The sequence below is a fragment of the Dysgonomonas sp. GY617 genome (genome assembly GCF_015233815.1).
Taxonomy (GTDB): Bacteria; Bacteroidota; Bacteroidia; order Bacteroidales; family Dysgonomonadaceae; genus Dysgonomonas_A.
This window is the reverse complement of record NZ_JADCLR010000023.1, coordinates 298668-311692: the sequence shown is the minus strand read 5'-3', so window position 1 is coordinate 311692 and position 13025 is coordinate 298668. Positions and strand designations below refer to the sequence as shown.

At 36.1% G+C, this 13025-nt stretch carries 8 protein-coding genes and 1 tRNA gene; 2 read left to right on the top strand and 7 right to left on the bottom strand.

All coding sequences use genetic code 11. The annotated features are described in order from the left end of the window. The first annotated feature begins 80 nt into the window (after positions 1-80). Positions 81-899 (top strand): N-acetylmuramic acid 6-phosphate etherase, encoded by an 819-nt coding sequence (gene murQ / locus IR022_RS14155; protein WP_194204194.1) that lies wholly within the window; start codon positions 81-83, stop codon positions 897-899. 66 nt (positions 900-965) lie between these two features. Next, a complete protein-coding gene (locus IR022_RS14150; RefSeq protein ID WP_194204193.1) occupies positions 966-2807 on the top strand; it encodes a PQQ-binding-like beta-propeller repeat protein in 1842 nt (613 codons plus the stop codon). A gap of 172 nt (positions 2808-2979) precedes the next feature. Here the strand turns inward: IR022_RS14150 and IR022_RS14145 are convergent, their stop codons facing one another. The 7 genes from IR022_RS14145 to hisC form a co-directional block, all read right to left on the bottom strand. After that, on the bottom strand, positions 2980-4167 hold the full coding sequence (locus tag IR022_RS14145; RefSeq protein ID WP_050711200.1) for a cation:dicarboxylate symporter family transporter: 1188 nt from the start codon (positions 4165-4167) through the stop codon (positions 2980-2982). Between the two features lie 85 nt (positions 4168-4252). Next, positions 4253-5872, bottom strand: a complete 1620-nt coding sequence (locus IR022_RS14140) for a RagB/SusD family nutrient uptake outer membrane protein (protein ID WP_194204192.1) — start codon at positions 5870-5872, stop codon at positions 4253-4255. Positions 5873-5940: 68 nt separating this feature from the next. Further along, entirely contained in the window at positions 5941-9054 is a 3114-nt protein-coding gene (locus IR022_RS14135; RefSeq protein WP_194204191.1) for a SusC/RagA family TonB-linked outer membrane protein, read from the bottom strand. A 708-nt stretch (positions 9055-9762) separates the two neighbouring features. Then, a tRNA-Cys gene (locus IR022_RS14130) sits at positions 9763-9833 on the bottom strand. 88 nt (positions 9834-9921) lie between these two features. Next, positions 9922-11037: a bifunctional histidinol-phosphatase/imidazoleglycerol-phosphate dehydratase HisB gene (gene hisB / locus IR022_RS14125; RefSeq protein ID WP_194204190.1), complete on the bottom strand. Its 1116-nt coding sequence runs from the start codon at positions 11035-11037 to the stop codon at positions 9922-9924. A 96-nt stretch (positions 11038-11133) separates the two neighbouring features. Beyond that, complete coding sequence (locus IR022_RS14120) at positions 11134-11976, bottom strand: SPFH domain-containing protein (protein ID WP_194204189.1); 843 nt, start codon at positions 11974-11976, stop codon at positions 11134-11136. A gap of 1 nt (position 11977) precedes the next feature. After that, entirely contained in the window at positions 11978-13009 is a 1032-nt protein-coding gene (hisC, locus tag IR022_RS14115; protein WP_194204188.1) for a histidinol-phosphate transaminase, read from the bottom strand. Positions 13010-13025 lie beyond the last annotated feature (16 nt).

Here is a 13025-nt window from a genome sequence, read left to right as displayed (position 1 = left end):
ACAGATTATGTGGGTGTATAGAAAGGAAAGAATATTAAAGGGAAACAAGTGTCGCTTTATTGATACAAAATAAAATAGCTATGACTTTTATAAAAATAACAGAACAACCGTCTTTATATGACGATTTAGAAAAGAAATCGGTGCATGAACTTTTGGTTGATATAAATAAAGAAGACCAGAAAGTTGCATTGGCAGTAGAGAAAGCTATTCCTGCCATTGAAAAATTAGTATCACAAATTGTTCCAAGGATAGAACAAGGAGGTCGAATTTTTTATATGGGAGCAGGTACAAGCGGACGTTTGGGGGTCTTGGATGCCTCGGAAATCCCTCCGACTTTTGGAATGCCTAATACACTTGTAATAGGGCTTATTGCAGGAGGTGATACTGCGCTTCGCAATCCTGTGGAGAAAGCCGAAGACAATATGGAGCGAGGATGGGAAGAACTAAAAGCATATAATATCAACGAAAAAGATACGGTTATAGGTATTGCTGCATCAGGTACAACACCTTATGTTATAGGTGCTTTACGTGAGTCCCGTAAACATGGAATATTAACAGCGTCAATCTCTAGTAATCCCGATTCGCCTATTGCTCAGGAAGCCGAAATAGCTATTGAAATGATTGTTGGTCCTGAGTTTGTAACAGGTAGTTCTCGTATGAAATCGGGAACAGGACAGAAGATGATTCTTAATATGATTACAACTGCTACTATGATTCAATTAGGAAGAGTGAAAGGTAATCGCATGGTAAATATGCAATTGTCTAATGAAAAGTTAGTTGATAGAGGGACACGTATGCTTATAGACGAGTTGGGCTTAGATTATGAAGAAGCTAATCGTCTTCTGTTATTACATGGTTCTGTAAAGAAAGCTACTGATGCTTATCGGGCAGAAGATTGAGGTTTCAGACCTTTTATTGAATTCTTTTACAATTTTATTATAGCCAATTTTAAATAGCCTAATACTATGAAAAAGCAATGTTTACTATTAATCTTGTTATTGCTTTCTGTTGTTGTTTCAGCTCAAGATTTTCGTTTTGCTCTGATAACAGATTTACATGTGAGAAGCAACGATTCGTTGGCATATAATGATTTGAGACGTACTGTCAATCAATTGAATAAAACGCCAGATATCAGTTTTATATTAGTGACAGGAGATATAACAGAAGAAGGAGACAGAGCTTCGTTACTGAAAGCAAAAGGATTGTTGGATCAGTTGAGTGTAAAGTATTATATAATATCGGGAAACCACGAAACGAAATGGAGCGAATCGGGTTCTACTGATTTTGCCCATGTGTTTGGTTCGGAACGTTTTCAATTCGAATACAATGGGTTTAAATTCTTAGGATTTGCTACAGGACCTATTATTCGTATGATGGACGGGCATGTGGCTCCACAAGATATCGTTTGGCTAGAAGAAGAACTAAGTCTAAACCCTAAGCAGCCAACAATTTTAGTAACACATTATCCTCTGTTACCTACTGATGTTGATAATTGGTATGAAGTAACAGATGCTGTTCGGAAATATAATGTAAAAGCATTTTTGGGAGGGCATTATCATAGCAACCGATTGTTTTTTTATGATGGAATACCCGCATTTATAAATCGTTCCAATCTGCGTGATAAAATGGATGGTTTAGGTGGATATTCTATCTATGATGTTACAAAAGAATTTATTATAGTTTCAGAACAAAAAATAGGACAGGAGCTTCGTCGATGGGGAGGATACTCTCTTACAGAGAAATATTATACTGAAGATAATTCGATTTATGAGCGTCCTGACTTTTCTATAAATAAAGAGTATAGTAATACTAAGGAAGTCTGGGTAACAGATATTGGTAAAACTATCTACGCATCGCCCGTAGTATCGGGTAACAATGTGTTTATTGGTGACGATACGGGAGCTTTCTATTCTATATCAACCAAAAGTGGAAATGTAAACTGGACTTTTCAGTCAGGTAATCGCATCATAGGAACCGCCGCTGTCTCCAATGATATTGTGGTTTTTGGTTCAGCAGATGCAACTATTTATGCTTTAAATACTACGAATGGTAAGCTTATTTGGAAATATTCGGCAAAAGAACCTGTTTTGGGAAGTGCAACTATTGATAATGGTACTATTTATATTGGAGCGAGTGATCATACTTTTCGAGCTCTAAATCTTAAAACCGGAAAGTTGATTTGGGAATACACTGAAGTAAAAGGCTATATAGAAACTCGACCACTGATATATCAAGATAAAGTTATTTTCGGTGCATGGGACAATATCATGTATGCGTTAAATAAAATAACAGGTAAACTAATCTGGACTTGGGATGGAGGACTTACTCGTATGCACTTTTCTCCTGCAGCAGTATGGCCGGTAGCAGCACAGGAGAAAATATTCTTTACTGCTCCTGATAGGGTGATGACAGCTATAGATGCAGAAACAGGTAATACTGTCTGGCGTACAAAAGAGTCAATGGTAAGAGAAACGATAGGTTTATCGGAAGATGCAACCAGAGTATATAGCAAGACCATGCAAGATAGTGTCGTTTGCTATTCTACAGTTGGGAATGAACCTAAAAGGCTCTGGATTACAAATGTTGGGTATGGTTATGACCATGCAGCATCGATGCCCGTCGAAAAAAATGGCGTTGTTTTTGGCAGTACAAAAAATGGAATAATCTTTGCCTTAGATGCTCTTACTGGTAAGCTTTTGTGGAAACACAAAGTTGGTAATTCGTTGATTGGTACGATATATCCTTTAAGTGCATCAGAATGTATATTTGTAAGTAGTCATGGATTAGTTGGGTTGTTGAAAAATTAGAATGGGGAGTGCTACCATAAATAGCAAAAGTGAAGTACATATATTGATTTATGAACTAAATAATCTCACCACTTGATCGGGCATATTACTATACACCCGATCAAGTGGTGAGATACTTCTTTATTCTTACATAGAGCTGTTATTAATTAAAAAAACTCCATATATAAGGAGTTTAGCTTTCTGCAATTTCAGAACTTGTTATCTTGTGTTTATCTGCGTATGAACTTAAAAAAAGAGTCAGCGCACCATCGCTCGTGATATTATGAGTAGTGCCAAAACTATCTAATAGAGCAAAAATAGATATCATTAATGCTGTTCCTGCATCGTCAATACCTAAAACTACATGAATTAATCCTAATGAAGTAATGAGAGTTCCACCGGGTAATCCGGGTGCAGCAATTGCAAAAATACCAAGTAGAGGTATAAAAATAAGCATCTTATCTAGACCTGGCATTGTCCCATACAATAATTGAGATACAGCTAATGAAAGAAAGACAACGTCTAATATAGAACCTACAAAATGTATATTTCCAAATAGAGGAATAGCAAAATCTCTCACATCGTTTCTCAGTACCGGACTCTTTTTAGTTTGTTCTATTGCAATACTTAGGCTTGCTGCCGAAGATTGAGTACCTAATGCTGTGAGAACCACCGGTCCATAATATTTAAGAACTTGCCACGGATTCTTCCCGGAATATATTCCAGCTGAACTATAGAGAATCACCATCCATGTAATATGGCATAAGATAGTAATAATCAAGATAGCAAAAAAGATGGGGAGTCTCGAAGCTAACGCTCCTTCGTAAGCTAATACACTAAAGTTTGTAGCTATGAACAGTGGTAATATGGGGATTAAGAATTTTTTCACCATTGTAAATACGAGACTTTGAAACTCGTATAATGCACTTTCTATTTTATCGGCTTTTGTCCATATTATGGATAATCCTAACATGAATGCTAGAACTAATGCACTTAGTACCGACATTAAAGGGGGAATATCTAATTTGAATATCATTTCCGGAAGCTCTTTTAATGTTTCCGTAGTGGGAGCAATATTTAACAAGGGTATTGTTTTGTAGCCAACTAAAGCAGCCAAAGAGGCACTCCCAACACAAGAAACATAAGCTAAAATCAAGGATACACTTAATAATTTCGATGCATTCTTTTTTAAGCGTGTTATTGATGGAGTGATAAATCCAAAAATAAGGAGAGGTATCAGAAAAAATATAATTTGTCCTAATACATGCTTTAAAGGCAGAATAACACTTATCACCTCTTTATTGGCGATCTGCCCAATCAACAACCCTATAAGTACAGCTAAAAATAATCTGAAAGTAGTATTTGAAAGAATATTTCTCATTACAAGTTTAATTAGTCTCTTAAATTCAAAAATAAACAAAGAATCCCACAAAATGTAGGATTCCCTGATTTCTTATAATATATTTTTAATATCCCGGATTCTGAGGGGTTATACCTAAATCTTCACCTTTTTCTCCCGTAGGTATTGGGAAGCGGTAATGTTTGCCTCTCACATTGTCATATTTTGCATGCAAATGTTTGTATACTTTTGCAAAAAAAGCACTAACAGTACTGCCGTCTCTTCCTGTTCCTCCTGCTGTTTTATATGAACTGTCGAAATGTTCGAAGTCTTTCACTGTTTTTACTGTCGCTATTAATGTTTTCCAGCGCACTAAATTCAGCCAGTTTTTTTGCTCATACACAAACTCATATCCCCATTCTTTGCGGACATCATTAACTGTAAGTGATTTCAGATTATGTGATGTATTACCATAGGCTCTTTCTCTAACTTGATTAACAAGAGGTAGAGCTTCACTAGTTTTTCCCGACTCGGCTAATGCCTCGGCTTTAATAAGTAACACCTCGGCATAGCGTATCTCTATGCGATCTACTTCATTTGTTGTGATTGCATGGTTTACACTGTTTTCATAACTGCGATCAATACCTTTGCCAAAGCGTGGTAGGGTAACAGGAGGCAAGAAATAATATCCTTTATTATTTTCTTGTGGATTTTCCAGATAGGTTGTATATGAGAACTCTCTGCGTGTATCAGCTACATCCCAATCATCGTGTTGCTTTACATTTGAAGGCCCTATGTGGTTATCTTTAGTAAGGTCAAAAGCAAAGGTAAATGCACAGTGAGTCTGATGATTGCCTTGTGCATCTACAGCATCACCATCATGACGTATTGTAAAGATATGCTCGGGTGCTTTGCTTTCATTCGATCTACCAAATAGTTTGGTGTAATCTCTCAACAAACTGTACTTTCCACTCTTGATCACTTTATCGGCATACTCTACAGCCTTGGCAAGTTTCGGATTATCAACATGAACATGTACAGGGTCGGAAGTGCTGTTGGCTATCTCAGCTAGTTGATCTTGTGTCAATGGATTGTGTCCCCATGCAAGATATACCCTCGCTAGAATGGCATTCGCAGCTCCTTTCGATGGAATAATAGGGCTGCTGTCATATTCGGGTAAATCAGCCTCAGCTTCGGTTAGGTCTTTTACTATTTGAGTATATACATCATTAATAGATGAGCGTGTTTTAACTGAAGTTCCGGTTTGTAGTACTAATGGAACTTCTCCAAATAGTTGAACCAGATATGAGTAAGAAAGTCCTCTTAAAAATTTAGCTCTGGCAATAGACACTTTTTTGGTTGCTTCAGAAACAGCAGTCGAAACACTAATTTTTTCTATCGCATCGTTTGAAGTGCCAACAGCTTGATACAATCGGCTATAAACTTTAACAGGATACCATGTTGTAGGTTTTGTTTCGAAGCGGCTTACCTCCGGCCCTGCCTCGTTTTCTTCTCCTTCGAAACTGATGGTACCCTCTGTAGCCGATTCTATAAGAAAGGAGAAAGAAGAACTAACTGTCTGAAGTGGTCCATATGCACCATTGACAAGGGCAACAGCCTCTTCGTCACTTTTAACAACGCTTGAACCACCAACAATAGAACCTTCGTCGTCTTTATCGTTGCAGGAAGAGAATGCAACAAGCAATACTAAGGCTAATAAAGCCTTGGATAACACTAACTTTTTCATACTTGTAAAATTGTTAAATTATTAAGATATATGTATTAAATTCAAATCAAAGTGTGATTTTTTTTAGCCTAGAATGAAAGTTCCATCCCAGCCATAAATGTGCGTGCAGTAGGATATGCACCTATGTCCAAACCGCTTGATATTTCGGGATCGTAGCCTTTGTAATTTGATATTGTTACAAGATTCTGAGCAGCCGCAAATAGGCGAAGCTTTACTGGATATTTCTTGAATTTAATATTATAGCCTACTGTCAGATTATTGATCTTGAGGTAGGAAGCATCTTCAACATACCGACTGTCGATATAAGAATAAGGGCGGGTGCCTGTAATATATGGAAGTCTGTTGGATGGGTTTGACGGCGTCCAGCTATCAAGTAGTGCTGTCGACATATTGTAGCTATCGGTCGGATGTTCCAATGTACGACGTAATGAATTATAAACCTTATTACCCTTAGAACCTTGAAGAAGAAGAAAGAAATCGAAATTTCGATAGATCAATGAAGTAGAAAAACCATATATAATATTGGGTTGTATACTACCCAATACTGTTCGATCATATTGATCTATCTTGCCATCAGGTGTACCGTTGGGACCACTTACATCTACAAATTTAAGATCTCCAGCTTTAGGAATTCCGTTGGTTGTAGTAGGAAGTTTGGATACATCTTCACCCGTCTGTACAATTCCGTCGAAGATAAGCCCATAGAATGACCCCAAAGATTCGCCGACTTGTAATATCTGCTCCGAATTATTGCCTTGAAGCAACCTCTTGGTACTTCCCATATCTGTTATTTTATTTACATTGTGGGCAATATTTGCATTAGCGATCCATGTAAGATTTTTGTTATCAATCAATGTTGCATTTACAGCAAATTCAATTCCTTTATTGGTTACATTTCCTATGTTTTCTAATTGTTCAATTACTCCTTGTGAGGCATCTACAGGTACATTCAATAATAAATCGGATGTTTTTTTGTAATAAATGTCTGCAACTAGATTCAGGCGGTTCTGAAAAAATCCAGCATCAGCTCCGATATTATATTGAGTGGTAGTTTCCCATTTTAGGTTTGAATTTCCTAAATTGTCTTTTTTATATGCAGCTCCACCATTATAATGGTTTGCTTTGTAGCTTTGGGCATATTCATAGTCTCCGATCTCTTGATTACCAACTGTTCCCGCAGACATTCTTAATTTAAGATTATTAAGAGAGTGCTGGTTCTTTAGAAAATTTTCCTGTTCCAGATTCCACGATAAACCGATAGAAGGAAAGTAGCCCCAGCGGTGATCTTTTGCAAAGCGTGAAGAATTATCGGCACGAATAGTTGCTGTAAGATTATACCTTTGCTCTAAAGTGTAATTAACTCTGCCTATAACCGAATGCAATGAAGCTGTTGATGTGCCTGATACGGGAGGGTAAGCCACAGCACCATCCGCCAAATTATTGTGTTTTAATGATTCGTTTGTAAAATGGGTTGCAATAGATGTAACATAATTTATATCTGACTTCTGATAGGTATAGCCACCTAATAAATCGATATAATTTGCATCGTTTATCTGCTTGGTGTATCCCAATGTATTTTCAGTTTGAAACGTTTCATATCTTTTTGATCCGATGCCACCAATACCTTGTTCTGCAAGACCGATGGCAGTGTAGGATGGAGCGAAGAAATTTTGTGTAATATTACTAACATCCGTCCCCAAACTTACTTTTGCAACCAATCCTTCAAGAATTGTATAACGGAGAAGGAAGTTACCCAACAATGAGTTGTTGATGGTTTCGGCTACGCTATTTTCTAAATCTGATACTGGGTTTACCGCTTTGCTGCCTATCGCAAAATAGGCATACTCATATGGATTCTTGTAATTATAGCTACCATCGCTATTATAGATAGGTACCACAGGAGGCATAAACAATGCATAGGTGAGAGAATTGGTAATTCCTGCCGAGAAAGGTGAAGAATTGTAGTTCACAGGTTCAGTAGTAGTGAGGCTGTTTTGAGTACTTTTTCCAAAAGTAACAAAAACACTCGCTGTAAGATTTTTGTATAAATTTCTATCTAGATTTACACGAGCATTGTAACGTTTAAATCCTGAATTTATAATGATTCCTTCTTGGTCTATGTAGTTTCCTGATATCAGATAACGTGTTTTATCGTCTCCTCCGCTGATAGATAATTCGTGATTTTGAGTTGTTCCTGTTCTTAATACAGCATCTTGCCAGTCATAGCCTTTGCCCAACTTTAGGATTTCATCATCAGTGAAATTTCCTTTGTTATTGAAATAGTCTTTTTGAACTCTTGCCCACTGGCTGGCATTCATTAAATCTAGCTTTTTAGCAGGTTTGCTCCATCCCGTAAAATGTCTGTAATTGACAGAAGTTTCGCCTCGCTTACCTTTTTTTGTAGTAATAATAATTACTCCATTGGCTCCACGTGAGCCGTAAATGGCAGTTGCAGAAACATCTTTTAGTACTTCAATGGATTCGATATCAGCAGGATTGATGGATGCTAAAGGATTTATGCTGCTTTCGATGCTGCCCAACCCAGTCTTAGTAGAACTGGCATCTCTATAAAAAATAAAGCCGTCGATTACATACAGAGGATCATTATTAGCATTAATGGAATTGCCTCCCCGAATGCGAATAGAAGCTGCTTCGCCAGGTTGTCCTGAACCCTGCTTTACGTTTAGACCAGCTACTGATCCGGCTAACATTCCATCGATTGTTGGTGAGACATTATTCTCTAACAGAAGTTTAGGCACCGAGGAGACTGCTCCCGTTAGTTCTTGTCTTCTCTGAGTACCATAACCGACAACAACAACTTCATTTAAACTATTTACATCTTCAATCAGAGCTATCTTAATTGATTCTTTTTCCTCAGAAATATTTATCTCTTGCGATTTATAACCGATAAAGCTTATAACTAATGTTATTGGTAGTTTATTGGGTGATCGGAGTATAAAAGTTCCTTCACCATCAGAGGTTACTCCATTTGTTGTTGATTTTTCTGCAACAACAGCACCAATAATAGGCTCTTTGGTCTTCTCATCGAAGATATATCCTGTCAGAGATGTTTGTGAATAAAGGGTAATTGAGTAAAATAATAACCCTAAAAAAACATAAATATATTTATTAACACTTGAAAAGGGGCTTTTTACCCTAAAAAAAAAGATTACTTTTGTCATGATAATTTTTATCAAGAGCACTTCCAATACCAATTGCCGTCGGAGGAGGAAGTGTTCGTTTTTTATTGAAACTTCATATTATTTTAACTAGCTACACGATATAATTAGTCATACCAATAGTTTGAAGATCTATTGTAAAGACATGTATATAGAGTATCTAAATTATTTGAGATCTACAGTGAGAGCTTCTGCCTACTAGACAAATTTAGCAGCGCATTCGCATTCGTGAAGAAGAAAGGGAAAGAGTTAAGTTTGTGTAGATAAATGTAAAAGGGAATTTGGAGATAATCGAAATAAGATTCAGATTATTCAAAGGTGCCCATAATTTGTTTTTCATTCCAGATAATATTTTCATTCCAGTTTTTTTATTATCACCAGTTAATTCATAGTGCAAATTTATTATTTGTTAACGAACCTTGAAATACCATAATCGCGGTATTTTATTAACCTAAATATGGTATTTTTTATTGTATAGGTTTATTTGGGTCTACCCTATAGACGATCAATGGAAGCTGGACGAAATGTATATTGAACTGAAAAAGATGAATTTCCGATACTGCTTTTTTCGATTAACTTAGGATCTAATCAATTAATTTACAACATTTCCGAAATCAATAGATTCTTCCAAAATGTTATTAATGAAGCTTTAACCGTTCTTATGAAAAAACTCCAAAACTGTTTTAATAAACAATTTTGGAGTTTTAGTTGAGGTTCCTGGCGGATTCGAACCGCCGTAGACGGTTTTGCAGACCGGTGCCTAGCCACTCGGCCAAGGAACCAATTTTGGGCTTAGCGAGTGCAAATATAAGTCAATATCTTGATTTAGCCAAAACAATTGATCGAATTTAGCCCAAACTTTTTAGAATGTTAAATAATGCCCTTTGTACTAGGTAGTTCGTAATTAAAGATATCTCGTTGTTTTGCCATTTTTATTGATCTAGCCAAAGCTTTGAAGATTCCTTCTATTTTATGATGCTCATTTGCACCTTCCGCTTTTATATTCAGATTCATTTTTGCAGCATCACTTAATGATTTGAAAAAGTGTAAAAACATCTCAGTTGGCATATCTCCAACCTTCTCACGTTTAAAATCGGCATCCCATACTAACCACGGTCTTCCTCCAAAGTCAATAGCCACTGTACACAGGCAATCATCCATTGGTAGGCAATAACCGTAGCGCTCTATACCTCTTTTGTCACCTAAGGCTTTAGCAATGGCTTCTCCGAGGGCGATAGCTGTATCTTCTATAGTGTGGTGTTCATCTACGTTCAAGTCACCATTTACCTTTATTGTAAGATCTATGTTGGCGTGTTTTCCTATTTGTTCCAACATATGATCAAAGAAAGACAATCCGGTGTGAATATCACATGCACCTTTTCCATCCAAATCAAGAGATACGTGTATATCAGTTTCTTTGGTTGTACGTTTTATTTCAGCTTTACGTTCACCTGCAAAAAGAAACTCACTTATGGTGTCCCAGTTTTCAGTTTGTAATACACAATATTCTTTTAATTCGGAAGGAAGCTCTATGTCTTCTTTCAGAAAAATACCTTTGCAACCTAAATTTTTAGCTAGTTCAATATCTGTAAGTCTATCACCTATTACAAATGAATTCTGCAAATCATAGTCTCCCGAAAGATATTTTGTAAGCATACCTGTGCGAGGTTTTCGTGTAGGCGCATTGTCTTCAGGAAAGCTTCTGTCTATTAGAATGTCACTAAAAGTAATATTCTCGCCTTCTAATGTTTTCATCATTTTGTTATGTGCAGGCCAGAATGTCTCTTCGGGAAAGGATGAAGTTCCTAATCCATCTTGATTGGTAACCATAACAAATTCAAAATCCAGATTTTTCTGTATGAAAAATAAATTTCTAAGGACTTTGGGATAGAATTCTAATTTTTCGAGGCTATCCAATTGATAGTCAATAGGGGGTTCTACTACAATTGTACCATCTCTATCTATGAATAAGGCTTTTTTTTTCATTAGTAAGTATATAAAAGTATTTAATGATCTATTTAGGATTTATAACAGTCTATTGATGTTATACTTGCTAAGGTTTTAAATAGCTCTAAGACCTTATTATTCAGTTATGTTTTTGTAGATTTTAGGGGTGTCACCATACACGGGTAATTTGCCATCCCATTTCTCAATAAACATTTTTTGAATTGCAAGATTAGTCATTGCCGAATTTTTTAAGGAATCTTCTTTGCTTTTTGTTCTCGCTTCCAGTAATTGTATTTCGGCTTCAGCTTTGGCTTGCTTCATCTTATCTTCTGCCAAGATCGCATTTTGTAGAGATTGGCTACGAAGGGCAATTATGTCTTTTATTTTTTGAGGAATCTCTAGATTTGAGTTTGTATTTTTTAAAATCAAACCGATTTCTCCCATTTTCAAAGCTAATATTCTATTCACTTCGATTTCAAAGGCATTTTTATTACTCACAAGAGAGTCAGAGCTGAAAGTGCCAGCAGCAGTTGAATAGGAGTGCGCTACAACTTCTTTAAGATAACTGTTGTTTATTTCTCTTAAACTCTTCTTTTCGTTTTTATAAAGAAGTTCAGCTTTAGATTCGTCGAGTAAATACGATACTCTAGGTTTTACTATAAATTCGGTTCCATCCAGAGCATTTACTTTAATAGAATCGTATGCTGCGGTTTGTATCGTAGTAGGATAAACGATTATTTCTGTATAAAGAGGCATAAATATAACGTACCCTTTTACTAACTTTACCTCGTAATCTACGCTATTGTCAAGGGGATTTCCTATGCTCGATTTTACACCAATATATCCCGAAGGTATATGTTTTATTTGCATAAAAAACTTACTGAATACTCCACCTATAACTATTATTAATAGTAAAATGAGTAGGAATTTCCATTTTTTGCCACCTTTCTTTACTTTTTTCTCTTCTTCTACTGGCATGTTATACTATATGTGATAATGCTTCTATTAGTGTATTGTTTTCGGATTCTGTGCCAATAGTTATACGGAGGCAGCCGTTACATAATGATATTGTATTTCTGTTGCGTATGATGATACCACGATCTACTAACTTATTATATATCATATTTGCATCATCAACTTTGACTAATATAAAGTTAGCATCGGAAGGGTATATTTTTTTAACAAGAGCTATTTTGCTTAATTCTTTCTCAAGGTGAGTTTTTTGCGTTAAGATCGTTTTAACCCACTCTTCTTTTAACTCTAATTTGTCTAACTCTAATTGTACGAAATTCTGAGTTAAGATATTGATGTTATAAGGATATTTTACTTTGTTGAATAGGTTGATGATCTCAGGAGACGCAAATGCCATTCCCAATCTTACAGCAGCTATTCCCCATGCTTTAGAGAATGTTTGTAAGATTATGAGATTTGGGTATTTGTCTAATTGAGGTACCCAGCTTGCTTCGGGAGCAAAATCGATGTAAGCTTCGTCTAAAACTACAATTCCTGAGAAGTTTTGGATTACTTTCAAGATCTCATTTCTGTCTAAGAGATTACCTGATGGATTGTTTGGTGAGCAAAGAAATATTATTTTGGTATTATTATCTGTTGCTTTTAAAACACTATCGGCATCTAGCGAAAAGTTATCATTGAGCAGTACTTGTCTATATTCGATATTGTTGATATCTGCACAAACCTTGTACATCCCATAAGTAGGGTCAATGGCAACAACATTGTCAACAGCTGGTTCGCAAAAAACACGAATAACAAGATCTATGGGTTCATCACTTCCATTGCCAAAGAATATGTTTTTTATATCCACATGTTTTATCTCAGATACCTTTTCTTTGAGTTTCCATTGTAAGGGGTCGGGATAGCGATTGTAAGGACCATTTAACGGATTTTCATTAGCATCTAAATAAACAGAGGCTTCTCCTTTAAATTCATCTCTTGCCGAAGAATATGCTTTGAGATTCCATATGTTTGTACGAACTAGCTGTTGTAGATTCATTATATTTAAGAATAAA

Bases quoted from the DNA above. Each gene is read 5' to 3' on its own strand.
- murQ (WP_194204194.1), top strand. From the start codon at position 81: ATGACTTTTATAAAAATAACAGAACAACCGTCTTTATATGACGATTTA.
- IR022_RS14150 (WP_194204193.1), top strand. From the start codon at position 966: ATGAAAAAGCAATGTTTACTATTAATCTTGTTATTGCTTTCTGTTGTT.
- IR022_RS14145 (WP_050711200.1), bottom strand. From the start codon at position 4,167: ATGAGAAATATTCTTTCAAATACTACTTTCAGATTATTTTTAGCTGTA.
- IR022_RS14140 (WP_194204192.1), bottom strand. From the start codon at position 5,872: ATGAAAAAGTTAGTGTTATCCAAGGCTTTATTAGCCTTAGTATTGCTT.
- IR022_RS14135 (WP_194204191.1), bottom strand. From the start codon at position 9,054: ATGACAAAAGTAATCTTTTTTTTTAGGGTAAAAAGCCCCTTTTCAAGT.
- hisB (WP_194204190.1), bottom strand. From the start codon at position 11,037: ATGAAAAAAAAAGCCTTATTCATAGATAGAGATGGTACAATTGTAGTA.
- IR022_RS14120 (WP_194204189.1), bottom strand. From the start codon at position 11,976: ATGCCAGTAGAAGAAGAGAAAAAAGTAAAGAAAGGTGGCAAAAAATGG.
- hisC (WP_194204188.1), bottom strand. From the start codon at position 13,009: ATGAATCTACAACAGCTAGTTCGTACAAACATATGGAATCTCAAAGCA.